The following is a 24,340-nucleotide window of genomic DNA, read 5'->3' on the forward strand; positions in this document are numbered from 1 at the left end:
TGCCGTCAGGCCTCCTCCACGGCAGCCAGGAGCTTGCGCAGCAGGTCGCCGAGCTGGGCCTGATCGTCGGCGGAGAGCGTGTCGAGCGCCCGTCGCTGGAGCTCGAGACCGGCGTCCGCCGCTTCCTCCACGACGCGCTTGCCGCGCTCGGTGAGCGCGATCTGAAGGGCGCGGCGGTCGGTGGGATCCGGGGAGCGCGTGACCAGCCCGGCGCGTTCGAGCTTGTCGAGCCGCCCGGTCATGCCGCCCGAAGTCAGCATGAGGGCAGCGGTCATCGCCTTCGGCGAGAGGGTGTACGGGGTGCCGGCGCGGCGCAGGGTCGCGAGGACGTCGAACTCCCCACGCGTGATGCCCCAGCGGGCGTACACCTTTTCCTGCCCGTCCCCGACGATGCGGGCCAGGCGGTAGACGCGGCCGAAAACGGCCATCGGTTCGGGAGCCATGTCGGGGCGTTCGTGCCGCCACTGCTCGACGATGCGGTCAACGGCGTCGCTGTCTGTCTCTCCCTCGGCCACGACCGTATTGTGCCTCACTCACTTCCCCACGAGCATCTTTCTCATGATTATATTAGTACTAAGCTACTTAGAACTAAGACGAATGCGAGATCCACGATGCCGCACCGCACCGCCGCCGACGTGGCGCTGACCGCCATGGCCCCCGTGGCGTGGGGCACGACGTACCTCGTCACCACGGAGCTGCTGCCGCCGGACCGCCCGCTGCTCGCCGCCACCGCACGGGCGCTGCCAGCCGGCCTGCTGCTGCTGGCCGTGACCCGACAACTGCCGCGCGGACGATGGTGGTGGCGGGCGACGATGCTCGGACTCCTCAACATCGGAGCGTTCTTCCCGCTGCTCTTCTTCGCCGCCTACCGGCTGCCGGGTGGAGTCGCCGCCGTGCTCGGGGCGACGCAACCGCTGCTGGTCGCCGTCCTCGGCGCTGCCGTTCTCGCCGAACGACCACGGCCGGGCCGCATCCTCGCCGCGCTGGCCGCGGTCGCCGGGGTGGCGCTGGTCGTCGTCCGCCCCGGCGCCGGCCTCGACGCGCTCGGCGTCGTCGCCGGTCTCGCGGGAGCGGCCGTGATGGCCACCGGCCTCGTATTCACCCGACGATGGGGGCGGCCGGACGGCGTCAGCGTGCTCACGCTCACGGGCTGGCAACTGACCGCGGGTGGACTCCTGCTCGCCCCGCTCACGCTCGCGGCGGAAGGCCTACCACCGGCGCTGGACGGCCGGGCGGTCGGCGGTTACACCTGGCTCACGCTGGCCGGCACCGCGGTCGCGTACGCGCTGTGGTTCCGCGGGGCGCAGCGCCTCCCCGCCATGCAGGTGTCGCTGCTCGGCGTGCTGAGCCCACTGACCGCCGCGATCCTGGGCTGGATAGCCCTCGACCAGGGGCTGACCCTCGCGCAAGCAGCCGGATTCGCCGTGGCCCTGGCCGCCACCGCCCTCGGGCAGTTGCCCGCTCGCCCCGGTCGTGTCCGAGCCGCGGTACGCGAGCCGAAGCGGCGCGCTGTGCTGGTCGGGGACTGAGGAGCACGGCCTGGTCCGGGTCGACGGGGCGCGGCCACCACCACCAGGCCAGGAGCGCCCAGGTCAGCCAGAGCAGGGCGAGGCACGCCCGCGGCGCCACGAGCGCGACGCGCCGGTGGCTCGGTGACGGCCAGCCGCGCAGTGGACGTCTCTCGGGTGCGGGGGCCGGCTCGCTCAGCGGCTGAGCGCGTCAGGGCCACGCAACCGGAGGGATGAGCCGTTGCGCCGCCGCGGTGAACTCATCGCCGAACTGCAGCAACGCGCGCCAGGCGGGCGGGATCGCCGCCGCTCCGTCCCGCGCGCCGAGCAGTCCGCCGGCGATCGCGGCGTTGGTGTCGGTGTCGTGACCGACCCGGACGATGTCGATCAGGACCGCCGGCAGCGGGCGCGGGTCGAGGAGAGCGGCGACGGCGAGGCTCAGCGAATCGAGGACGAAGCCCGCGGCGTTGTCCAGCAGGCCGGTTTCGCCGGTGGTGGCCATCGTCGCGGGGGCCAGCCGCGACCCGTACCCGATCGCGTCCGCGACCGGCCGGCTGCCCAGCTCGGACGCGGTCCGCACGCCGAGCTTCACCGCCCGTTCCGGACTCGTGCCGGCCACCAGGGCCGCGGCGATCTCGTTGTACGCGGCGCAGGCCACGGTGCACCGCTCGTCGTCATGCGTGATCGCGGAGATCTCCACCGACTCCCGGATCCGCCGCTCCCGCTCGGCCACGGCGAGCGCCGTCGGGATACACCGCATGAGCGACCCGTTACCGGCGCGGCCGGCGCCCGACCCGGCGGCGCGCGGATCACGCGTCCGCCGGTAAAGCTCCAGCCCGGTCGAGGTCGCCCCGCCGATGTCGACTGGACGCGATCCCGGTCTCCGGTCCGGCCAGTCGCCTTCGAGCCACGCCAGCATGTGGTCGGCGGCGACGCGCACGACGTCGTCCGACGGCGTCAGGTAGGCCAGCAGCACGGCGCGGGTCAGGTCGGTGTCGTCGGTGGCGTGCCCCGGCGGCCAGTCGAACGGGCCGCCGCCGACGATCTCGCTGAGCCCCCGCGGGTAGCGGGCGCGGATGCTCGCCCAGGAGGAGAATTCCACCGTCGCGCCGAGCGCGTCTCCGGCGTGCACCCCGAGCAACGCGCCGGCGACCCTGTCCTGACGTGATCCACTTTCTGTCACGCGCCAAGGATGGCAGGCGCCACCGTCAGACGGCGCTCCGCCGCGCCTCGGCGTGCGTGGTGAGCCACCCGGTGACCCGACCCATCAGCTCCGCGTCGACCGGTCCGCGCAGCTCGGCGCGGTATTTCCGCAGCGACGCCTCGCCCGGCTGCCGGCGCAACGTGTGTGTCACGTCGTCCGGGCGCCAGGTCTCGACCGGCGCCGGGACCAGTCCGGCGATCGCGTCCAGGTCGTCCGGGTCGACCTGCAGGTCCTTGCCGCCGGTGATGGCGAGCACCGGCACCCGGATCGCCGCGAGATCCGCCGACGGGTCGTGGTCGAGGAACTCGCGGAACCAGCGGGCGTTCACGCGTACGCCGCCCAGGCGCGCGACGTCGGTCGTGGTCGCCCGGAGCCGGTCGTGGTTCTTGAGCACCTTCGCGACGAGATCGGTGCGGGTGAGCCGGAGCAGGAACCGGACCGGCGCCGGCAGGCTCGGCAGCAGCATCTCGGCCTGCCAGCGCAGGATGGCCGCCCCGGGCTTCGCCGCCCCGGCGAGCAGCACCACTCCGGCGACCGGAGCGCGCTCGCCGGCGAGCGCCGTGGCGATCAGCGCCCCCTCGCTGTGCCCGACGAGGAAGAGCCGGGCGGCGTCCACCTCCGGTCGGGCGGCGAGCGCGCCGAGCGCCGACCGCGCGTCGCCGATGTTGTCGGTGAGTCCGGCGGTGAGGAACGACCCGGTGCTCTCCCCCACGCCGCGCTTGTCGTAGCGCAGCGAGGCCACACCCGCGCCGGCCAGCGCCACCGCGAGCTCCCGGGACACCCCGAACGCTCCCTTGCGATGGTCGGAGTCTCGGTTGAGCGGTCCCGAGCCGGAGATCAGCACGACGGCCGGGAACGGGCCGGTGCCCGGAGGCAGCGTGAGCGTGCCGGCCAGGGTCTGGTCCGCGGCGGTGAAACGGAGGGCGATGTCGCGCACGGGGTCTCTCTCGATCGTGGGTGGGAGTTCGAGTGTGTCCGGTCAGGCGCCGAGCGACCGGACGACGGCCTGCGGGTCGTCGACGCCGAGCAGGAGGGAGTCGAACGTCTCCGCGTCGAGACGGATCCGTACGGCCGGCTGCCCCTTGCGTACGTCGACGAACTCCTTGCCGTGCAGCGTGTGCCAGGTGCCGAGCTTGCGGTGACCGGGCACGCCGAGGCCGACCCGGAGCCCTTCCGTGGCGGCGAGCGCGTCCTCGACGATCTCGACGGACGTGACCGCGGTGCGCGGAACACGCAGGTCGCCGCGGAGGCTGCCGATCTTCTCGGCGGTGTCGAGCCGCACTTCGATCGCGTCGGCGGTGATGGTCACGGTGCTCATGGTGGCTCCTCTGATAGCTCGTTGTGTTCCCATCATTATCGTCTTTGATAACGATGTCAAGTATGAGAACATTAACGGCATGGCGAGTGCCGATCTCCTTCTGCATCCGGTGCGGCTGCGGATCGTCCAGGCGTTCCTCGGCGATCGCATGCTGACCACGGCGGAGCTCCGCGACGAGCTTCCGGAGGTGCCTCCCGCGACGCTCTACCGGCACGTCGGCGCCCTCGCCGACGGCGAGGTGCTCGAGGTGGTCGCGGAGCGTCGGGTGCGCGGTGCGGTCGAACGCACCTACCGGCTGCAGAGCGCGAACGCGTCGGTCACCGGCACGGAAACGGCCACCATGGGGGTCGAGGAGCACCGGCGGGGGTTCATGACCTTCGTCGCCGCGCTCCTCGCCGACTTCGACCGCTACCTCACCCGCGACGAGATCGACTTCGACCGCGACCTGGTGGGCTACCGGCAGGCGGCGATGTACCTGACGGACGACGAGCTGCGGGAGTTGCTCGCCGAACTCGGCGCCGTCTTCGCGCCGCGGCTGGCCCAGCGGCCCGGCGAGGGGCGCACGCGACGCCTGTTGTCGACCATCCTGATGCCCGGCGAGTAAAGCCGCTGGCAGTGACCCGGACGGTCGCGTCCGAATCCCGCGAGTCAACGGGGTGGGCGGCGAGGCAGGATCGGTGGCGTGGAACTTGACTTCGAGCGGTGCTACCGGGCGGTCGACAGCCGTGACCAGCGGTTCGACGGCTGGTTCTACACGGGCGTCACCTCGACCGGCATCTACTGCCGCCCGTCCTGCCCCGCCACCACGCCGAAGCGGGTCAACGTCCGGTTCTACCCCTCCGCCGCGGCCGCCCAGCGCGCCGGCTTCCGCGCCTGCCGCCGCTGCCGCCCCGACGCCTCCCCCGGCTCGCCCGAGTGGGACGAACGCGGGGACCTCGCCGGGCGGGCGATGCGGCTGATCGGTGACGGCGTCGTGGACCGGGACGGTGTGCCCGGCCTGGCCCGCCGCCTCGGCTACACCGAGCGGCACCTGCACCGCATGCTCACCGCGCAGCTCGGCGCCGGGCCGCTCGCGTTGGCCCGCGCGCAACGGGCGCAGACCGCCCGCATCCTGGTCGAGACGACCGACCTCGGCCTCGCCGGGATCGCGTTCGCGGCGGGCTTCGGCAGCGTGCGGCAGTTCAACGACACGATGCGCGAGGTGTACGGCTCCGCGCCATCCCAGCTGCGCGACTCGGTGCGCCGACGGGCTCGCCCCGACACCGGGGGCGGCGACAGCGAGGGCGGCACGATCAATCTCCGGCTGGCGTACCGGCCGCCGCTGCACGTCGACGCGCTACTGGAGTTTCTGGCCCGGCGCGCCGTACCGGGCGTCGAGGAGGTGGCCGACGGCACGTACCGGCGCGGTCTGCTGCTGCCGCACGGTGCCGCGACCGTCGCGCTGACACCGCTCCCCGACCACGTCGCGGCCACGCTGCGCCTGGCCGACGTGCGCGACCTGGCGCCGGCCGTGGCCCGCTGCCGCCGGCTGCTCGACCTGGACGCCGACCCCGAGGCCGTCGACGCGACCCTCGCCGCGGACCCGGCGCTCACCGCCGTGGTCGCGAAGGACCCCGGGGTACGCGTGCCGCGGGCGGTCGACGGCTTCGAGATGGCGCTCCGGGCGATCGTCGGCCAGCAGGTCTCCGTGGCCGGCGCCCGCACCACGCTGTCCCACCTGGCCGCCGCCACGAGCGCGACCGCGACGACCGAGGGCGGGGCGGGATTCCGCGCGTTCCCCACCGCCGAGCAGATGCTGGCGCTGCCGGACGGGGCGTTCGGGATGCCGGCCGCGCGACGGGAGACGATCCGCGCACTGTCCCGGGCCGTCGCCGAGGGGCTGCTCGACCTGGATCCCGGCGCCGACTCCGACGAGCTGGTCGGGAAACTCGCCGCGCTGCCGGGGATCGGCCCGTGGACCGCCGCGTACGTCGCGATGCGCGCGCTCGGCAACCCCGACGTCTTCCTCGCGACCGATCTGGCCGTACGCCGGGGCGCGCGGGCGCTCGGCCTCCCCGATGACCCGAAGACCCTCGACGCCCACGCGGCGCGGTGGCGCCCCTGGCGCTCGTACGCTGTGGTCCGCCTCTGGTCGGCGAGCGCGAGGAGTGAGCGCAGCGAGCCCCGCAGTCGCGAGCGAAAAGCCGGCACGGCGAGCGCGAGGAGTGAGCGCAGCGAGCCCCGCAGTCGCGAGCGGAAAGGCAGCATTGTCAGCTCGACGCCGAAGGAGCAGGCATGAACAGCACGACCATGGATACGCCGGCGGGGCCGCTCACCATCATCGTGAGCGAGTCGGGGGCGGTGCGCGGCGCCGGCTTCACCGCGCAGGTCGAGGCGGTGCTCGCCGTCGTACACCCGACTCTGCGCGGTCCGGTGCGGTCGCGACCCGAGCTCGGTGCGGTGACCGACGCGGTGCGGTCCTATCTGGACGGCGATCTGACGGCGATCGACGCGGTGCCGGTCGAGCAGCACACGGGTGGGGCGTTCATGACCCATGCCTGGCAGGTGCTGCGGCGGGTGAAGTCGGGCGAGCCGCTCACCTACACCGGTTTCGCCGAACTGGCCGGCCGCCCCCTCGCGGTACGGGCCGCGGCGGCGGCGTGCGCCCGCAACGCCGCCGCGCTCTTCGTCCCGTGTCACCGGGTGTTGCGCACCGACGGGTCTCTCGGCGGCTACCGGTGGGGCCTGGAGGTGAAGAAGTGGCTTCTCGGTCATGAGCGGCACTAACCCGTGAATTGTCAGCCCCGGCCGATAACGTCACTGAGTGGCTGCTGACAGTGAGCAACACCGCGCCCGGGGCGGCGGGACGACATCGCATCCACTGAGGAATCTGTGGCGCCTGCGGCGATATCTCCGCCCCTACCAGGGTCAGCTCGGCGGACTGTTGCTCGCCGCGACGGGGGCGACCGCGGCGTCCATCGCGGTGCCGCTCGTCATCCAACGGGTCGTCGACGGCCCCATCGCCCGGGGCGACCCGGCCGGGCTGCTGCGCCTCGGCGCACTCGCGCTGCTGCTCGGGCTCGCCGAGGCAGGGCTGATCTTCGTACGTCGTTGGGTGCAGTCCGCGTCGGCGGTCGGCATGGAGGCCACCATCCGCGACGAGATCTACGCCCACCTGCAACGGCTGCCGATCTCCTTTCACGACCGGTGGCAGTCCGGGCAACTCCTCTCCCGGGTCACCAGCGACCTGTCGGTGATCCGGCGGTTCCTCTCCTTCGGCCTCATCTTCCTGATCGTCAACAGCGCCACCTACCTGACCGTGGTGGCCCTGCTGCTGCACCTGCACCGGCCGCTCGGGCTCCTCGTCGCGGCGAGCGCGGTGCCGCTCTTCGTCTTCAGCCGCCGGTTCACCCGCGCCTATCTGGTGGCGTCCCGGCGGATGCAGGACGAGCAGGGCGACGTCGCCACGCTGGTCGAGGAGTCGGCGCAGGGCCTGCGCACCATCAAGGCGTTCGGACGGCGGCGACACATGGTGGCCCGGTTCGCCGCCCGCGCCAGTCGGCTGCACGACACCGCCGTGGGCAAGGGGCGCCTGCTGTCCCGCACCTCGGCGGAGTTCGACCTGGTACCCAACCTGACGCTCGCGGTGGTGCTGGTCACCGGCGCGGTCGCGGTAGCGGGTGACCGGCTCACCATCGGGCAACTGGTGGCTTTCGTGACGCTGCAGTTGACGCTCGTCTGGCCGATCGAGTCGCTCGGCTGGATCATCGCCAACGCACAGGAGGCGATGACGGCCGCCGACCGCATCCACGAGGTCCTCGACGCTCAGCCGTCCATCGTAGACCGACGTGCCGCCGCCGCGGTGAGTGTCGAGACCATCCGCGGCGAGCTCTGCTTTCAGGGCGTCGCCTTCAGCTATCCGGATGTCGGCCGCCGCGTGCTGAACGACGTCGACCTGACGGTCCGGCCCGGCGAGACCCTCGCCGTCGTCGGCGCGACCGGTTGCGGCAAGACGACGTTGGTGTCGCTCGTGCCCCGCCTCTACGACGTGTCGGCCGGACGGATCACGCTCGACGGGCACGACATCCGGGATCTCCGCCTCACCGATCTGCGCCGGGTCGTCGGCGTGGCGTTCGAGGATCCGACGCTCTTCTCCATGTCGGTGCGGGAAAACCTCACCCTGGGCCGCAGCGACGCCACCGATGACGACGTGCGCGCCGCGCTCGCCCTCGCGCAGGGCGACTTCGTGTACGACCTGCCGTGGGGCCTGGAGACGCGGATCGGCGAGCAGGGCATGTCGCTGTCCGGGGGGCAGCGGCAGCGTCTCGCGCTGGCCCGCGCGGTGCTCGGCCGCCCCCGCGTGCTCGTGCTCGACGACCCGCTCTCGGCCCTCGACGTGCACACCGAGGCGCTGGTCGAACGGGCGCTGGCGCGGGTGCTGCGCGGCACGACCGCGCTGCTCGTGGCGCACCGGCCGTCGACCGTGGCGCTCGCCGACCGGGTGGCGTTGATCGCCGACGGCCGGATCGCCGCCGTCGGCACCCATTCACACCTGCTCGCCACCGTGCCGGCCTACCGGGCGGCGCTCTCCGCGGAGGCCGAAGATCCGGACGACGTCGGGCTTGTCCGGTCGTGACGGCGGACGACGGGGGCTGGCGCGGCATCGCCACTGAGGGCGAGCCGTCCGCGCCCGCCCTCGCCCGGCTCCGCACCCGCAGTCGCGCGCTGCTCGGTTCGCTGCTGCGCCCGCACCGCCGGTTGATCGCGGTGACCGTGCTGCTCCTGCTGCTGCAGAACGGGGCCGCCATGGCCGGCCCCTACCTGGTGATGCTCGGCATCGACCGGGGCATTCCGCCGCTGCGCCGCGGCGACGACCCGACGGTGCTCGCCGCCGTCGCCACCGCGTTCATCCTCACCGCCGCCACCGAATACGCCGGCACGCGCGGCTTCCTCACCCTGTCCGCGCGCATCGGCCAGGCCGTCCTGCTCGATCTGCGCAAGCGGGTGTACGAACATTTCCTGCGTCTCTCGGTGGGCTTTCACGAGCGCTACACCTCCGGACGGGTCGTCGCCCGGCTCACCAGTGACATGGACTCGATCGCCGAGCTGGTCGACGGCGGCATCGACGATCTGGTGCTCGCCGGCCTGTCGGTCATCTCCGTGGCCGGCATCCTGCTCTGGCTGGATCCCCCACTGGCCGCGGTCACCCTGCTGGCGTTCCCGTTCCTGCTGTGGCTGTCCCGCTGGTTCGCACGCGCGTCGGCGCTGGCCTACCGGCGCACCCGCGAGGCGGTCGCGCTGGTGATCGTCCACTTTGTCGAGTCACTCGGCGGCATCCGTGCCGTGCACGCCTTCCGCCGCGAGCCGCGCAACCAGCAGATCTTCGCCGACCTGAACGACGACTACCGCCGCGCCAACCTGCGTGCGTTCCGCCTCATCGCCACGTACTCGCCGGGGATCAAGGTGATCGGCAACGTCACGATCGCCGTGGTGCTGACGTACGGCGGCTGGCGGGTGCTGCGCGGGGAGACCGACATCGGCGTGCTCGCCGCCTTCCTGCTCTATCTGCGCCGCTTCTTCGAGCCGATGCAGGAGTTGAGCCAGTTCTACAACGCGCTGCAATCGGCGACGGCCGCGTTGGAGAAGCTCTCCGGCGTACTCGATGAGAAGCCCGCCGTGCCCGAGCCGGAGCGGCCGGCGCGACCCCGGCCACACGCGGCCGCAGGCCGGGGCGCGCTGGAGCTTCGCGGAGTCACCTTCGGCTACCGCCCCGAGGAACTGGTCCTGCCCGAGATGACGCTGCGCGTGCCGCCCGGGCAGACCATCGCGCTCGTCGGCGCGACCGGAGCCGGCAAGTCGACGATCGCCAAGCTGGTGGCCCGGTTCTACGACCCGGTCACCGGGGCCGTCACGCTCGACGGGGTCGACCTGCGCGAGCTGACGGAGGCCGAGCTGCACCGGGAAATCGTCATGGTCACCCAGGAGAACCACCTCTTCGGCGGCACCGTCGCCGACAACATCCGGTTCGGCCGGCCGGAGGCGAGCGACGCCGACGTGCAGGCGGCGGCGCGGGCGATCGGGGCGCACGCGTTCATCGCGGACCTTCCCGACGGGTACGCGACCGACGTGCAGCGGCGTGGCGGCCGGCTCTCGGCCGGGCAGCGGCAGCTCGTCGCGTTCGCGCGGGCGTTCCTCGCCGACCCCGCGGTGCTCGTACTCGACGAGGCGACCTCGTCGCTCGACGTGCCGAGCGAACGACTCGTGCAGCGGGCGCTCCGCACCATCCTGCGCTCCCCCGCCGACGGCGCGAACGGGGGCGGTACGGGTGGCCGTACCGCACTGGTGATCGCCCACCGTCTCTCCACAGTCGAGATCGCCGATCGGGTGCTGGTCCTCGACGGCGGGCGGATCGTCGAGGACGGGCCCCCGCAGTCGCTGATCACCGGCGGCGGCCGCTACGCCGCCCTGCACCGGCAGTGGCGGGACAGCCTCGTCTGAACAAGCGGCACGGGGCGCGACGCGGACTCCGCTACGACCTGGCGCGGCACGGGCGTTAACGCGTGGCTGGCGTCATGCGCCGGCCGTACGATCGGCCAATGGCTGATACGGAGCGTTACGAGCGCGCCGGTATCCCCGAGCGTCCCAGCCTGGACGGCATCGAGGAGACCTGGTCGCGCCGCTGGCAGGAGGAGGGCACGTACGCGTTCGACCGGTCGAAGAGCCGGTCGAACGTATACGCGATCGACACGCCTCCGCCGACCGTATCCGGCGAGCTGCACATGGGTCACGTCTTCTCGTACACGCACACCGACACGGTCGCGCGCTTCCAGCGGATGCGCGGGCGCACCGTCTTCTACCCGATGGGCTGGGACGACAACGGCCTCCCCACCGAGCGCCGGGTGCAGAACGTCTACGGGGTGCGCTGCGACCCGTCGCTGCCGTACGACCCGGCGTGGCGGCCGCCCGCCACGCCGATCAGCGCCGAGGCGCGCAAGAACCCCGTCTCGATCTCCCGCCGCAACTTCGTCGAGCTCTGCGAGCGGCTCACCGCCGAGGACGAGCAGATCTTCGAGGCGCTGTGGCGGCGGCTCGGGCTCTCGGTCGACTGGTCGTTGACGTACACGACGATCGGCCGCACGGCCCGCGCCACCTCCCAGCGGGCGTTCCTGCGGAACCTGGAGCGGGGCGAGGCGTACACGGCGGAGGCGCCGACGCTGTGGGACGTAGGTTTCGCGACCGCCGTCGCGCAGGCCGAACTGGAGGACCGGGAACGGCCCGGCGCCTACCACACGCTGCGCTTCCGCGGCTCCGCCACCGCTCCCGGCAGTCATGGCCTGCCCGAGCCGGAGATCCTCATCGACACCACCCGGCCGGAGCTGCTGCCGGCGTGCGTGGCGCTGGTCTGCCACCCGGACGACGAGCGCTATGCCGACCTGGTCGGCGGCACCGCCCGTACCCCGCTTTTCGGCGTCGAGGTGCCGGTCCACGCGCACCCGCTGGCGGACCCGGCGAAGGGCACCGGCATCGCGATGGTCTGCACCTTCGGTGACCTGACCGACGTGACGTGGTGGCGTGAGCTGCAGCTCGACACCCGCGTGGTGATCGGCCGGGACGGCCGGCTGCTGCCCGACGCCCCGGCCGGTGTCGACCCGGCGCGCTACGCGCCGCTCGCCGGCAAGGGCGTCAACGCCGCCCGACGGCAGATCGTCGAGCTGCTGACGGAGACGGGCGACCTGGTCGGCGAGGCGCGACCCGTAACGCATCCGGTGAAGTTCTACGAGCGGGGCGACTCACCGCTGGAGATCGTGTCGACCCGGCAGTGGTACATCCGCAACGGCGGTCGCGACGCCGAGCTGCGGGACGCGCTCGTCGAGCGGGGACGGCAGCTGAACTGGGTGCCGGCGCACATGCGACACCGCTACGAACACTGGGTCGGGGGCCTGACCGGCGACTGGCTGATCAGCCGGCAGCGCTTCTTCGGCGTGCCCGTGCCGGTCTGGTACCGGCTCGACGACGCTGGCGAGCCGGACCACTCCCAGCCTCTCACGCCCTACGAGTCGTTGCTGCCGGTTGATCCTTCTTCGGAGTGTCCGCCCGGATATGAGGAGTCGCAGCGGGGGCGCCCGGGCGGCTTTGTGGCCGACCCCGACGTGATGGACACCTGGGCCACCTCGTCGTTGACCCCGCAGATCGTCGCCGGCTGGGAAACCGACCCCGACCTCTTCGCGCGGGTCTTCCCGATGGATCTGCGGCCGCAGGGGCAGGAGATCATCCGTACCTGGTTGTTCTCCTCCGTGGTCCGCGCGCACCTTGAGCACGGCGTCCTGCCCTGGCGGGACACCGTCCTCTCCGGCTGGATCCTCGACCCCGACCGGAAGAAGATGTCGAAGTCCAAGGGGAACGTGGTCACCCCCATGGCGCTGCTGGAGCAGCACGGCTCGGACGCGGTGCGCTACTGGGCGGCGAGCGGGCGGCCCGGCACCGACCTGGCGTTCAACCCCGACCAGATCAAGATCGGTCGCCGGCTGGCGACCAAGCTGCTCAACGCGTCGAAGTTCGCGTTGGGGCTGGGGGCAGCCGACGCGCTGCGGTCGCCGGTCACCGAGCCACTGGACCGGTCGATGCTCGCCGGCCTCTCCCAGGTGGTCGCGACCGCGACGAACGGCTTCGACGGGTACGACCACACCGCCGCGCTGCAGGCCGCCGAGGCCTTCTTCTGGACGTTCTGCGACGACTACATCGAGCTGGTCAAGGAGCGGGCGTACGGGTCGGGGCCGGCCGCCGACTCCGCCCGCGCCGCCCTGGCGACCGCGCTCTCGGCGCAGTTGCGGCTCTTCGCGCCCTTCCTGCCCTACGTCACCGAGGAGGTCTGGTCCTGGTGGCGGTACGGGTCCGTGCATCGCGCCCCGTGGCCGACGACGTACGAGGTGGACCGGGCGGCGCAGGACGGTGACCCGACGCTGCTGCGGCTGGCCGGTGGCGCGCTGACGCAGGTGCGCCGGGCCAAGTCGGAGCGGAAGCTCTCGATGCGCACGGATGTGCCGCTCGCCGAGGCGCTCGGCCCGGCCGCGATGCTGGAGCGGTTGGCGATGGTGGCCGACGACGTGCGGTCGGCCGGCCGGATCGCAAAACTCGACTACCTCCCCGACCGCACCCCGGAGTTGGTCATCGCCTGCGCCTTTTAGCGCACCCGCCGGCGTGGGCGTTCCCTGCCGGGGCTTTCCTTGATCGGCGCGCGCCGCGGGTCGCGCTATGCGCGCCGTCCGTGTTGGACCGTGCACAAGCCGGTTCCGGGTTCGACTTCCGAAGATCACCCCATCAGCCGGAGCAGCCGTTCGGTGTGGTGTGATGAAGCGGTGACTGATCGTGCTCGTTACCGCGCCATCACCGACGAAGTGATCGAACTCTATGTCGGCGAGCGCTACGCGGACGGCGTCGCGCTGGTTCGAGCGGCGATCCCGGAGCTTCCCGCGTGGCACGCGGACCTGGCCCACCTGGCCGCCTGCCTGCTCGCCGTCTCGGGACATCCGGACGAGGCGCTGGCCGAGCTGCGCGCGGCTTTCCGGGCCGGCGGTTGGTGGCACCGGCGCATCCTGGTCGACGATGACGACCTGGCCAGCCTGCAGGAGCTCGACGGGTTCGCCGAGTTCGTCGAGGACTCGCACGCCCGCGCGGTGCGCGCGAGCGGGGACGCCCGGCCGCCCGTACTCCGTCGGCCCGCCGGACCGCCGATCGGCGTGCTGGTCGCGCTGCACGGGGCGGGACAGGACGCGGACGACGCGATGGAGCAGTGGCGGGGAGCGCTGGACGCGGGTTACGTACTCGTCGCCCTTGAATCGTCGCAGCGCAACACCCCCACCTACCGTTCCTGGCCGGAGGCCGCTGTCGGCACCCGCGACATCACGACCGCGTTCGGGACCCTGCCCCCCGATGTGCGACGGCTTCCGCTGGTCGTTGCCGGCTTCTCGGCCGGGGGCCGGCAGGCGATGCGGTGGGCGCTCGCGGGATGGCCCGGCGAGCCGGGACGATTCATCGCGGTCGCCCCGGCGATCGACCCCGATCACATCGACTACGCGATCGCGTCGGCGGCTGCCCAACGCGGACTGACCGGGCACGTGATTCTCGGCGAGGCGGACGACGACGTACGCGACGAGGCACTCGCGGCGCTGGAGGAGTTGCGCGAGGCCGGTCTGGCGTCCCGGCTCGACCTGGTGCCGGGGCTCGGGCACGACTTTCCGGCGGATTTCGACGACCGGCTGCGGCTGATCCTCGCCGCCGGCGTACCCAGCCTGACCTGACCGGCGGTCTACGGCCAGCCGCGGAGGATGCGCAGCCCGAGGAGGAAGGCGGCGGTCGCCGCACCACCGCGTCCGACCGACGTCGACCCAGCCCGTGTCGAGCTCAGCGGCACCGACAACCAGCGGCACGGCAGTCAGCGGTACCCGGAAATGACGAAGACTCCGGCTCGTCGGAGCGAGCCGAAGTCTTCGCGATCATTGCGCTAACGGGACGCGACGCGTCCCGTTAGAAGTCGCCGCCGCCGAAATCGCCACCACCGAAATCGCCACCGCCGAAGTCGCCGCCACCGAAATCACCGCCACCGAAATCGCCACCGGCGAAATCGCCGCCACCGCCGTCATCGACGCCGGCGTCCCCGCCCGCATCGGCCCCGTCGGCGAAGCCCTGGTCATAACCGGACTCGAAGCCGTACCCGGGGTCGGCGAAGGCCGGCGAGAAAAGGGCGTCGGCGATGAGCAGACCACCGATCGCGCCCGCGGCGCCGGCGAGCGCCGGCTTCCACCACGGCTGCGAATACCACCCGGCCGGCACGGGACGGCCCTGGTAACGCCCGCCCGGGTAGTAATAAGGAGTGCCGGCGCCGGGGTTGGGGCCGGCCCGGAAACTCTGTCCCTGGACGTTGACCTCACGCTCCCGGGTGAGCTCTCCGGCGCCGCGCGCGGCAGCCAGCGGGGGCAGCTCGGGGCCGGGGTCGATGCCGAGGGCGCTCCGCGCGGCCCGGACGTAGGCGAGCCCTTCGAGCGCGGTCTCCCGGGCCAGCTCGTACTGTCGGACGCTGCGCGCCTGCTCCAGTTGGCTGCCGGCCGCGTTGTACCGCTCCCCCGCGTCGACCAGCGCCTGGCGCACCGCCGGGTCGTCGCCGTGCAGGTTCATCACCTGGCCGCCGAGGCGCTCGTACCACCGCTGCGCCTCGGCGCGCGCGTCCGCGAGCGCCCGCTCCCGCCGTGCCGCGCTCTCCCGCCGCCACCACAGCGCGGCGGCTGCGACCAGTGCGACCAGCACGATCACCAAGAAGAGCTCCATGGGTACGAGACTAGCGCCGCCGCAAAAGAGCGCCTGGTGACCGGCGTGTGAGGTCAGCCTCTTGTCGTACCTGTTTGGCATGCTTCCGCACGTGGATCTCTCGACGCTGGCCGTGGTGGTCGTCTGCCTCGGTGCGGGCGGCGCTCTGGGGTGGCTCGCCGCCCGCGCCAAGTCCGCGACGGACATTGCCCGGCTGGACGCGACGCTGCGCGCGACCCGCGACGGTGAGGGGCGGCTCGAGCAGTCGCTGCGCGCGCTCTCCTACGAGGCGACCGCCCAGTCGCAGGAGGCGGTGGCGCGCGCGGTGGCGCCGCTGCACGAGACGCTGCGCCGCTACGAAATACGGGTGGCCGAGTTGGAGCGCGACCGCGTCGACGCCTACTCCGAGCTGCGCGAGCAGGTGCGTTCGATGAGCGCGGTCTCGGGCGAGCTGCGCACGGAGACGAAGCAGCTCGTGGCGGCGTTGCGCGCACCTCAGGTGCGCGGCCGGTGGGGCGAGCATCAACTGCGCCGCATCATCGAGGCGGCGGGCATGCTGGAGCACTGCGACTTCTCCGAGCAGGTGACGGCGAGCACCGATCATCAGGGGGTGCGCCCCGACCTGGTGGTGCGGCTCCACGGTGGACGGTCGGTGGTCGTGGACGCCAAGGCGCCGTTCGACGCCTACCTGTCGGCGATGGAGGCGCGCGACGAGCGCACCCGCGACAACCACCTCGACGCGCACGCGCGGCACGTGCGTGGTCACGTCGACGCGCTCGCCGCCAAGTCCTACTGGGCGGCGTTCGACCAGACCCCGGAATTCGTGGTGCTCTTCGTCCCGGCCGACCCGTTCCTCGACGCGGCGCTGCAACGCGATCCGACCCTGCTGGAGCACGCCTTCGCCCGCAACGTGGTGCTCGCGACACCGGCCACGCTGGTGGCGCTGTTGCGCACCGTGGCCTACGCGTGGCGGCAGGAAGCGCTGGCGCACAACGCCGCGGCGGTGCACACGTTGGCCCGCGAGCTCTACGGACGGCTCTCCACGATGGGCGAGCACGTGAGCAAGCTCGGGGGCGCGCTGGGCGGCGCGGTGACCGCCTACAACAAGGCGGTGGGCTCGCTCGAGGCGCGGGTTCTGGTGAGCGCCCGCAAACTCGCCGATCTCGGCGTGTCCGGGGAGGAGCTGCCCACGCCGGCACAGGTCGAGGTCGCCCCGCGTCAGCCGCAGGCGCCCGAGCTGGTCGAGCAGCCGATGCTGATCGCCCTCTCCGAACCGATCGGCGCGCGCGACATCGGCGCGCAAACGAGGTAGAAAACTGCGGTGTCACTGACTCAATGGCCGATGCCCTCGCACCATCTGCGACTGCACAATCAAGCAAGCCATTACGGGCAATAATTGCCGTAACGCTCAGTAGTTAAATGATCGCCTGTCGCCTCATGAATGCACATTGTTCTATGTCACGGCCTGATTACAAGCGCCCGCAGATTAGTGACAGCGATTGCCTTCAGCGCGAAAGATGCGGTCACAGTTGCCCTGCATCCAGGGCCCAGTTCTCCGGAGGACGAGAACGTGAGTAAATCCCCCATTTGGAGCCGGCGGACTTCCGCCGCGCTCCTGGCATCGGTCATGGCGGCCGGCGCCATGACGCTGACGGGTGGTGCGCCCGCGAGCGCAGACCCGCCGTCGACCGAGGCCGACGTTCTCAAGGGCACCCCCACCGACACGCTGGGGTCCCGCGACCTCGAACTGCTCGCCGAGGCCGAGGCCAAGGGTGAGCAGAGCGTCACGGTCATGGTGGCGACCGACAAGGGTGAGACGAAAGATGTCGCCGGCGAGCTGACCAAGCTCGGCGCGACCGTCGCCAACCAGGTCGACGTGGTCGGCTACGTGCGGGCCCGCGTGCCCACCGCCGCCGTACGCAAGGCGGCCAAGATCCCCGGCATCGCCGCGATGGACCTCAACGAGTCGATCCCGCTCCCCGACCCGGAGCCGGAGTCGCGGCCGGGCGTGCGCGCCGCCAAGCAGCAGACGCTGCCCGGCCCGGGCGCGAACACCGGGGCGGCCAACCCCTACATGCCGACCAACGAGACCGGTGCGGTGTCGTTCACCAAGAGCCACCCCACCTGGGACGGCCGCGGCGTGACGATCGGCATCATGGACTCCGGGGTCGACCTGGACAACCCGGCGCTGCAGACCACCACGACGGGCGAGCGCAAGATCGTCGACTGGTTCACCGCGACCGATCCGCTGGAGGACGCGACCTGGCGCGCGATGGCGACCGAGGTCAGTGGACCGTCGTTCAGCTACGCAGGCGCCACCTGGACGGCCCCGGCCGGCGCCTGGCGGATCAACCGCTTCTCCGAGTCGATCACCGCAGCGAGCGCGCCCGGTGGCGACGTCAACCGCGACGGGGACAAGACCGACACGTTCGGCATCCTCTACAACGCGACGACGGGTGACGTGCGGGTGGACGTCAACCAGAACCTTGACTTCACCGACGACGAGGTGATGCGCCCGTACAAGGAGAAGTTCCAGGTCGGGCACTTCGGCACGGACAACGCGGCCACCGCGGTGCGCGAGCAGATGCCGTTCGTCGTGGAATACCGGAAGAACGTCGACGTGGCGCCGGCTGACGGCCAGCCCGGCCCGTTCTACGACTTCGTCAACATCGGCATCCTCGAGAGCGCCCACGGCTCGCACGTCGCCGGCATCACCGCCGCCAACGACATGCTCGGCAACGGCCAATTCGACGGCGCGGCCCCCGGCGCGAAGCTCGTCTCCGCCCGTGCCTGCTCGTGGGGTGGCGGCTGCACCTTCGCGGCGCTGACCGACGGCATGGTGGACCTGGTCGTCAACCGCAAGGTCGACGTGGTCAACATGTCGATCGGCGGCCTGCCTGCGCTCAACGACGGCAACAACGTCCGGGCCGTCCTCTACCAGCGACTGATCAACGACTACGGCGTGCAGATGTTCATCTCCGCCGGTAACAGCGGTCCGGGGATCAACACGGTCGGCGACCCGTCGGTCGCCCCCGATGTGGTCAGCGTCGCGGCCAGCATCAGCAAGGACACCTGGCTCGCCAACTACGGCTCGGTCGTGAAGACGAAGAACGCGCTGTTCAACTTCTCGTCGCGTGGTCCTCGCGAGGACGGCGGGTTCAAGCCCACCATCACGGCCCCGGGCTCGGCCATCTCCACCACGCCGATGTGGCAGCCGGGCGCCCCGGCCGCCGAGGCGGGCTACCAGTTGCCGCCGGGCTACCAGATGCTCAACGGCACGTCGATGGCGTCGCCGCAGGCCACCGGTGCTGCCGCGCTGCTGCTGTCGGCCGCCAAGGCCAGCGACAAGGGCGTCACCCCGGCCGCGCTGCGCCGCGCGATCTACACCTCGGCCGAGTGGATCGACGGGGTTCCGGCGCACGGCCAGGGTTACGGCATGTTCAACGTGAACGGCGCCTGGAAGCTCCTCAAGGGTGGCGTGGAGACGCGCAGCTACACGGCCGACGCCCCGGTCTGCACCCCGATCTCGGAGTTCCTGGCGACCCCGCACCGTGGCACCGGCGTCTACAACCGCTGCGCCGCCGACGCGGGCGGCCACAAGGTCGGCGAGGCGAAGTCCTACACCGTGAAGGTCACCCGGACCAGCGGTCCGGCGCGGTCGGTCATCCACGCCATCAGCTGGCGGGGTGAGGACGGCACCTTCAAGGCGCCGAAGAGCGTGGTCCTGCCGCTGAACAAGACGGTCGAGATCACCGTCCAGGCGAAGCCGCGGGCGGGCGTGCACAGCGCGATCATGCGGATCGATGACCCGTCGACCTCGACGGTGGACTTCGAGGTCCTCAACACGGTCGTGGCGGCGGAGTCGCTGGCCAAGCCGGCCTACTCCTTCTCCACCGAGGGCAAGGTCGACCGCAACAACTTCAAGTCCTTCTTCGTCACCGTCCCGCAGGGGGCGGCGGCGCTGCAGGTCAACCTCTCCGGCATCGCCACCGGGTCGCAGACGCGGTTCATCGCGTTCAACCCGTACGGCGTCCCGGTCGAGAGCACCTCGAGCCTCGCCTGCTTCACCAACTTCTCGGACCAGGCGGTCTGCAAGCCGCAGGAGCGGGACTATCAGGACCCGATGCCGGGTGTCTGGGAGATCGAGGTGGAGTCGCGGCGGACCTCGCCGGCGCTGGAGAACCCGTTCCAGCTGCAGGCACGGGTGCAGGGCGTCACGGTGGAGCCCGCGACCGTCGAGCTGCCCAGCGTCACCGCTGGTCAGCCCAGCACGGTCAACTGGACCTTGAAGAACACGTTCGGTCCGGTCAAGGTCTCCGGCCAGGGTGGCCCGCTCGCCAGCGTGCTGACGAACCGGCCGACCATCCCCAACAAGGTGACGCAGACCTCCGAGGTGACCGTCCCCGAGGGGGCGACCCGGCTCGACGTCGCGATCGGCAGCCCGAGTGATCTGGCCGCCGACCTCGACCTCTACGTGTTCCTCAACGGCAAGGAGGTCGGGCGCGCCGCGGACGGTGACTCCGAGGAAGCCGTCACGGTGAACAACCCCGCCCCGGGTGTCTACGAGGTGCGGGTCATCGCGTACGAGGTGCCGGGCGGCACCACCCAGTACGACTACCGCGACGCGTTCTTCTCTGCGGCGCTCGGTTCCGTGTCGGTGCCGAGCACGACGACGGCACTGGGCAGCGGCGGCACGGCGACGATCAGCGGTACGGTCACCGCAGCGTCGGTCCCGCCCGCGGGCCGCAAGCTCTTCGGTGAGATGAGTGTCGTCACCGACGAGGGCGCGGTGGTGGGTCGCGGCGCCGTGTCGATCGGCGCGGTCAGCTGACGAACGGTCTCTAAGAAACAGAGCCCGCCCCCTGATCGGGGGGGCGGGCTCTGTTGTTTCGGGCTTCGGGTCGCGGGCGTCAGGATGTCCGGGGCGTCAGGATGTCCTGGCGCTCTCCACCGTGAACGGTGTGCCCTGCTGGCAGGTGGTCATCACATCGGGCTGCACCCGCCCGGTGACCGTCACCCGGGCACCGCTGCGGAGCACGTCGGTCGGCCCGCCGATGAGCAGATAGCCGTCGAGCAGCAGACAGCCGGGCTCGACACCGGGCGTGATGGTGCCGGTCAGCGTCGTCGGGGCGGCAGAGGCCCCCGGGGCACCCTTCTGCGACGGGTCGACATTGCTCGGCGTCGGCTCGCTGGGCGATGTGGTCACGGTCGGACCTCCGGGCTCGGTTGCGGAAGGAGGCGTGGCGGGCCCCGCCTGTGCACAGGCGCTCAGGGCGATGCATGCCACCAGCACGGGCACTGCGATCCGGATCGTTCTCATGCGGCTTATGACGTCGCCGCGTGGAGATCCGTTCCCCGCCCGGGCCGATGCGTCCCCGTCAGCGGTCCGGCCGGCGCTCAGGCGTCCGCCGCCGTCGCGGCGAGAGCAGCGGCGTCCCGGGCGGCCGCTGCCGCCTTCATGTCGCGCTTGAGCTCCTGCGGCAGTGAGAAGGTGAGCCGTTCGTCGGCGGTCGTCACCTCGTCCACGTCGGTGAAGCCACGGGCGGCGAGGTAGTCGAGCACCTGCATGACCAGGTCATCGGGAACGCTCGCCCCCGAGGTCACGCCGACCGTGGTCGCGCCGGTCAGCCACTCGTCGGAGATCTCGTGGGCGTAGTCGACCAGATAGCCGGCGCGAGCGCCGGCGTCGACCGCCACCTCGACCAGCCGCACGGAGTTGGAGGAGTTCCGCGAGCCGACGACGATCACCACGTCGCACTCCGGCGCGATTTCCTTCACCACGTGCTGACGGTTTGACGTCGCGTAACAGATGTCGTCGCTGGGCGGCGACTGCAGCAGCGGCAGCCGCTGCTTGAGCCGGGCGACCGTCTCCAGCGTCTCGTCGACCGAGAGCGTCGTCTGGGAGAGCCAGACCACCTTGGACGGGTCGCGCACGGTCACCTTGTCCACGCCGTCCGGGCCGTCGACCAGCTGGATGTGCGCGGGCGCCTCGCCGGCCGTGCCGACGACCTCTTCGTGCCCCTCGTGCCCGATCAGGAGGATGTCGTAGTCGTCGGCGGCGAACCGCTTGGCCTCCTGGTGCACTTTGGTGACCAGCGGGCAGGTCGCGTCGATCGCCTTCAGCGAACGCTCCCGGGCCTGCGCGTAGACCTCCGGCGCCACCCCGTGCGCCGAGAAGATCACGGTCGAGCCCTCGGGCACCTCTTCGTTCTCCTCCACGAAGATCGCGCCCTGCCGCTCCAGCGTCGAGACCACGTGCTTGTTGTGCACGATCTGCTTGCGGACGTAGATCGGGGCGCCGTAGAGCTTCAGCGCCTCCTCCACGGTCTGCACGGCACGGTCAACGCCGGCACAGTAGCCGCGCGGCTTGGCCAGCAGCACACGCTTGCGGGTCTCGGGAGTCGCCTGAGCCTCGGTCACCCGGCCATCGTACGTGCCCCCGGACAACAGGCCATCGACTGCGACCCGCACCACAGCGAAAGGACGCCCGCCGGTGGCCCAGCGTCGATCATGAAGTTGTCCCCGGACGGAGGCACTCTCCATCGGGACAACTTCATGATCAACCGGGTCGGGCAGGTCGCGCCGGACCGGGTGAGGTCGGAAGGGATCGGGGCGTGGCGCGCGGCGGGCCCGGAGGGTGCGCCACGGGCGACCGTAGGCTGGCCGGGTGACGCAACCGGAGGCACCGCGCAGCACGTCCGAGGAGCCGTGGCCGGTCCGCGTGGTCAGCCAGAAGCTGAGCGCGTGGATCGCCAAGCTTGGCTGGGTCTGGGTGGACGGGCAGGTGGCCCAGATCAGCCGCCGCCCCGGCGCGGCCACCGTCTTCCTCACGCTGCGCGATCCCGCGGCCGATCTGAGCCTGACCGTGACGACGAACCGCGACGTGCTCGACGCCGGCGCCCCCGAACTCGCCGAGGGCGCCCGGGTGGTCCTGCACGCCAAGCCCGAGTTCTACGCCGCGCGGGGCACGCTCAGCCTGCGTGCCGACGAGATCCGCCAGGTCGGACTGGGCGAACTGCTCGCGCGGCTGGAGAAGCTGAAGAAGCTGCTCGCCGCCGAAGGGCTCTTCGACCGGGCACGCAAGCGGCGCCCGCCGTTCCTGCCCACCCGGATCGGCCTGATCACCGGGCGGTCGTCGGCGGCGGAACGTGACGTGCTGACCAATGCGCGGCGGCGGTGGCCGGCGGTGGAGTTCCGGGTCGTCAACGTGGCCGTGCAGGGACCGACCGCGGTGCCGCAGATCATCGACGCGCTCAAGGTTCTCGACAATGACGAGACCATTGACGTGATCATCCTGGCGCGGGGCGGCGGCGGGGTAGAGGACCTGCTGCCCTTCTCCGACGAGGCGCTGTGCAGGGCGGTCTTCGGCTGCCGTACGCCGGTCGTCAGCGCCATCGGCCACGAGACCGACACTCCGCTGATCGACTACGTGGCCGACGTCCGCGCCTCCACCCCGACCGACGCCGCCAAGCGGATCGTGCCCGACCTGACCGAGGAGCTGCGGCTGATCCGGCTGGCCCGGCAACGACTCGACCGCGCGGTCACCGGACTCCTCGATCGGGAAGCCCACCGCATCGAGGCGCTGCGGTCGCGGCCGGTGCTCGCCCGTCCGCACGTGATGCTCGACCAGCGGGCCAGCGACATGGCAGCGCTGCGCGACCGCGCCGCGCGCTCCCTGAACCATCGACTCGGCGCCGCCTCGGCCGAACTGCGGCACACGCTGGCCCGGCTTCGGGCGCTGTCGCCGGCCGCGACCCTGCAACGGGGGTACGCCATCGTGCAGCGCGCCGACGGGCACGTGCTGCGCGCCGCCGACGACGTCTCGACGGGCGACCCGCTGCGGGTACGGCTGGCCGAAGGCGAGCTGACGGCGACGGTGGACGGCTAGCGGGCAGTGCGGACCGGTGTGCTGAGATGACACGACATGGCTGAGAAGGAGAACCAGGTGACCGCCCCGGACGAACAGCTCAGCTATGAGCAGGCCCGCGCCGAACTGGCCTCGGTGGTGGAGCGGCTGGAGACCGGCGGCAGCTCGCTGGAGGAGTCGCTGGCCCTGTGGGAGCGGGGTGAGCGGCTCGCCGACATCTGCCAGCGTTGGCTCGACGGCGCGCGCGAGCGACTCGACGCGGCCCGGCAGTCGCGGGACACCGGGCAGGCCTCGTAGCGACACCGCCCGTGGGGCGGCCGTCCGGCCGCCCCACGACGCGCGTTTTCTACTTGAACATCTCGTACGCCTCGGCCGGCGCTTCCTGCGTCTGGCTCGCGGCCGGCTTCTGCGGCGGGGTGGCCGAACCGTAGTCGGCGTACGCCACCTGCACGTCGTGGGCCTTGGTCTTGCCCGCCGCCGGCATCTTGAGCGTCAGCGAGGTCAGTCGGCCCTGCGGGTCGAGGGTCGCCTCGAACGGCACCGCGTTGGCCTGCGCGCCGAGTTCCTTCACCAGGTCCTCGTCAACCATGCCCGCCTCGGTCGCCTTCGAGAGGTCGGCCGTGCCGCTGTAGGCGCCTTCACCGGTCTTCGTGGCGTCGACGATCGCCTTGAAGATCTCGTCAGCGCCGGCCGGATCCGCGTCCTGCTCCTCGAACTGCAGGTCCTTGAGATCCTTGGCCTTGCTCTGGTCCAGGTGCAGGTATTTGCCGGAAGAGAGCTTCTCCATCCCCGGCAGGCTGGCGAGCTCACCGCCGAACGTGAGCTTCACCCAGGTCTCGGGCTGAACGTGGACGATCTCCATGTTCATCGACATCTCGGGGTCCTCGGACTTGATCACCATCAACGCGCTGCGGGTCGGCAGGTGCATGATGCCGTTCCCGCTCGTCTCGTGATCCTTCATCGTGAAGCTGAAGTGGCCCTTCTCGATCTCCTTGGTGGAGTCGAGCAGCGCCTGCTTCGGGTCGGCCGGAATCGCCGGGGTCGGGGACGCACCGGCAGACGATGCGGCTCCGCTGTCCCCGTTGCATGCGGCAAGGCCCAGGGTGAGGACAGACGCGGTGATGAGGGCGGCGGCGGACCACCGTCGGTTCTTCACGTGATTT

The 24,340-nt window shown here is 71.6% G+C and carries 19 protein-coding genes and 1 pseudogene; 12 read left to right on the forward strand and 8 right to left on the reverse strand.

Annotated elements, in window-relative coordinates; genetic code table 11:
• Positions 1-5: 5 nt before the first annotated feature.
• Positions 6-515: a MarR family transcriptional regulator gene (locus tag AB0J06_RS01285; RefSeq protein WP_357423277.1), complete on the reverse strand. Its 510-nt coding sequence runs from the start codon at positions 513-515 to the stop codon at positions 6-8.
• Positions 516-611: 96 nt separating this feature from the next.
• Between AB0J06_RS01285 and AB0J06_RS01290 the strand changes: the two genes are divergently transcribed.
• Positions 612-1,529, forward strand: a complete 918-nt coding sequence (locus tag AB0J06_RS01290; protein WP_357423279.1) for an EamA family transporter — start codon at positions 612-614, stop codon at positions 1,527-1,529.
• Between the two features lie 190 nt (positions 1,530-1,719).
• Here AB0J06_RS01290 and AB0J06_RS01295 read toward each other — a convergent pair whose 3' ends face one another.
• From AB0J06_RS01295 to AB0J06_RS01305, 3 genes are read right to left on the reverse strand one after another with little or no spacing between them, the layout of a single operon-like run.
• Positions 1,720-2,691, reverse strand: a complete 972-nt coding sequence (locus AB0J06_RS01295) for an ADP-ribosylglycohydrolase family protein (RefSeq protein WP_357423281.1) — start codon at positions 2,689-2,691, stop codon at positions 1,720-1,722.
• A 25-nt stretch (positions 2,692-2,716) separates the two neighbouring features.
• A complete protein-coding gene (locus AB0J06_RS01300; RefSeq protein WP_357423283.1) occupies positions 2,717-3,649 on the reverse strand; it encodes an alpha/beta fold hydrolase in 933 nt (310 codons plus the stop codon).
• 42 nt (positions 3,650-3,691) lie between these two features.
• Positions 3,692-4,030 carry a hypothetical protein gene (locus AB0J06_RS01305; RefSeq protein WP_357423285.1) on the reverse strand — a complete coding sequence of 113 codons (339 nt, stop codon included), beginning with the start codon at positions 4,028-4,030 and terminating at the stop codon, positions 3,692-3,694.
• Between the two features lie 79 nt (positions 4,031-4,109).
• Here AB0J06_RS01305 and AB0J06_RS01310 point away from each other — a divergent pair, with 79 nt between their 5' ends.
• The 7 genes and pseudogenes from AB0J06_RS01310 to AB0J06_RS01340 all read left to right on the forward strand — a co-directional run bounded on the left by AB0J06_RS01310 (position 4,110) and on the right by AB0J06_RS01340 (position 14,307).
• The gene (locus AB0J06_RS01310; RefSeq protein WP_357423287.1) at positions 4,110-4,634 is read left to right on the forward strand and encodes a helix-turn-helix domain-containing protein; all 525 of its coding nucleotides are present in this window, start codon (positions 4,110-4,112) and stop codon (positions 4,632-4,634) included.
• Between the two features lie 78 nt (positions 4,635-4,712).
• A pseudogene (locus AB0J06_RS01315) lies at positions 4,713-6,170 on the forward strand (AlkA N-terminal domain-containing protein); the annotation flags it as partial.
• Between the two features lie 134 nt (positions 6,171-6,304).
• Positions 6,305-6,796, forward strand: coding sequence for a methylated-DNA--[protein]-cysteine S-methyltransferase (locus AB0J06_RS01320; RefSeq protein ID WP_357423289.1), 492 nt, complete (start codon positions 6,305-6,307; stop codon positions 6,794-6,796).
• Positions 6,797-6,833: 37 nt separating this feature from the next.
• Positions 6,834-8,645, forward strand: a complete 1,812-nt coding sequence (locus AB0J06_RS01325; RefSeq protein ID WP_357423291.1) for an ABC transporter ATP-binding protein — start codon at positions 6,834-6,836, stop codon at positions 8,643-8,645.
• Positions 8,642-10,507 (forward strand): ABC transporter ATP-binding protein, encoded by a 1,866-nt coding sequence (locus AB0J06_RS01330; protein WP_357423293.1) that lies wholly within the window; start codon positions 8,642-8,644, stop codon positions 10,505-10,507. Before AB0J06_RS01325 ends, AB0J06_RS01330 begins: the two co-directional genes overlap by 4 nt.
• A 98-nt stretch (positions 10,508-10,605) precedes the next feature.
• Entirely contained in the window at positions 10,606-13,194 is a 2,589-nt protein-coding gene (valS, locus tag AB0J06_RS01335; RefSeq protein ID WP_357423296.1) for a valine--tRNA ligase, read from the forward strand.
• Positions 13,195-13,365: 171 nt separating this feature from the next.
• Positions 13,366-14,307 (forward strand): hypothetical protein, encoded by a 942-nt coding sequence (locus AB0J06_RS01340; RefSeq protein ID WP_357423298.1) that lies wholly within the window; start codon positions 13,366-13,368, stop codon positions 14,305-14,307.
• 226 nt (positions 14,308-14,533) lie between these two features.
• On the opposite strand, the gene AB0J06_RS01345 is transcribed toward AB0J06_RS01340, so the two are convergent.
• Positions 14,534-15,331, reverse strand: coding sequence for a hypothetical protein (locus tag AB0J06_RS01345; RefSeq protein WP_357423300.1), 798 nt, complete (start codon positions 15,329-15,331; stop codon positions 14,534-14,536).
• Positions 15,332-15,410: 79 nt separating this feature from the next.
• Here AB0J06_RS01345 and AB0J06_RS01350 point away from each other — a divergent pair, with 79 nt between their 5' ends.
• Positions 15,411-16,622, forward strand: coding sequence for a DNA recombination protein RmuC (locus AB0J06_RS01350; RefSeq protein ID WP_357423480.1), 1,212 nt, complete (start codon positions 15,411-15,413; stop codon positions 16,620-16,622).
• A gap of 258 nt (positions 16,623-16,880) precedes the next feature.
• A complete protein-coding gene (locus tag AB0J06_RS01355) occupies positions 16,881-20,141 on the forward strand; it encodes a S8 family serine peptidase (protein ID WP_357423302.1) in 3,261 nt (1,086 codons plus the stop codon).
• Positions 20,142-20,237: 96 nt separating this feature from the next.
• Here the strand turns inward: AB0J06_RS01355 and AB0J06_RS01360 are convergent, their stop codons facing one another.
• Together AB0J06_RS01360 and AB0J06_RS01365 are read right to left on the reverse strand one after the other, a co-directional pair.
• Positions 20,238-20,630, reverse strand: coding sequence for a hypothetical protein (locus AB0J06_RS01360; protein WP_357423304.1), 393 nt, complete (start codon positions 20,628-20,630; stop codon positions 20,238-20,240).
• 77 nt (positions 20,631-20,707) lie between these two features.
• Positions 20,708-21,730, reverse strand: a complete 1,023-nt coding sequence (locus tag AB0J06_RS01365) for a 4-hydroxy-3-methylbut-2-enyl diphosphate reductase (RefSeq protein WP_357423306.1) — start codon at positions 21,728-21,730, stop codon at positions 20,708-20,710.
• Positions 21,731-21,977: 247 nt separating this feature from the next.
• On the opposite strand from AB0J06_RS01365, the gene xseA reads away from it, so the two are divergent.
• Both xseA and AB0J06_RS01375 read left to right on the forward strand, forming a co-directional pair.
• The gene (gene xseA, locus AB0J06_RS01370) at positions 21,978-23,198 is read left to right on the forward strand and encodes an exodeoxyribonuclease VII large subunit (RefSeq protein WP_357423308.1); all 1,221 of its coding nucleotides are present in this window, start codon (positions 21,978-21,980) and stop codon (positions 23,196-23,198) included.
• Between the two features lie 36 nt (positions 23,199-23,234).
• The gene (locus tag AB0J06_RS01375) at positions 23,235-23,474 is read left to right on the forward strand and encodes an exodeoxyribonuclease VII small subunit (RefSeq protein ID WP_357423310.1); all 240 of its coding nucleotides are present in this window, start codon (positions 23,235-23,237) and stop codon (positions 23,472-23,474) included.
• 49 nt (positions 23,475-23,523) lie between these two features.
• Here AB0J06_RS01375 and AB0J06_RS01380 read toward each other — a convergent pair whose 3' ends face one another.
• The gene (locus AB0J06_RS01380; RefSeq protein WP_357423312.1) at positions 23,524-24,333 is read right to left on the reverse strand and encodes a hypothetical protein; all 810 of its coding nucleotides are present in this window, start codon (positions 24,331-24,333) and stop codon (positions 23,524-23,526) included.
• Positions 24,334-24,340 lie beyond the last annotated feature (7 nt).

The sequence above is a fragment of the Micromonospora sp. NPDC049679 genome, assembly GCF_040659735.1.
GTDB lineage: Bacteria > Actinomycetota > Actinomycetes > Mycobacteriales > Micromonosporaceae > Micromonospora_I.

Excerpts from the sequence above, each read along its gene's own strand:
- AB0J06_RS01360 (WP_357423304.1), bottom strand. The coding sequence starts at position 20,630 with ATGAGAACGATCCGGATCGCAGTGCCCGTGCTGGTGGCATGCATCGCC.
- AB0J06_RS01375 (WP_357423310.1), top strand. The coding sequence starts at position 23,235 with ATGGCTGAGAAGGAGAACCAGGTGACCGCCCCGGACGAACAGCTCAGC.
- valS (WP_357423296.1), top strand. The coding sequence starts at position 10,606 with ATGGCTGATACGGAGCGTTACGAGCGCGCCGGTATCCCCGAGCGTCCC.
- AB0J06_RS01290 (WP_357423279.1), top strand. The coding sequence starts at position 612 with ATGCCGCACCGCACCGCCGCCGACGTGGCGCTGACCGCCATGGCCCCC.
- AB0J06_RS01320 (WP_357423289.1), top strand. The coding sequence starts at position 6,305 with ATGAACAGCACGACCATGGATACGCCGGCGGGGCCGCTCACCATCATC.
- AB0J06_RS01345 (WP_357423300.1), bottom strand. The coding sequence starts at position 15,331 with ATGGAGCTCTTCTTGGTGATCGTGCTGGTCGCACTGGTCGCAGCCGCC.
- AB0J06_RS01310 (WP_357423287.1), top strand. The coding sequence starts at position 4,110 with ATGGCGAGTGCCGATCTCCTTCTGCATCCGGTGCGGCTGCGGATCGTC.
- AB0J06_RS01305 (WP_357423285.1), bottom strand. The coding sequence starts at position 4,030 with ATGAGCACCGTGACCATCACCGCCGACGCGATCGAAGTGCGGCTCGAC.
- AB0J06_RS01350 (WP_357423480.1), top strand. The coding sequence starts at position 15,411 with ATGCTTCCGCACGTGGATCTCTCGACGCTGGCCGTGGTGGTCGTCTGC.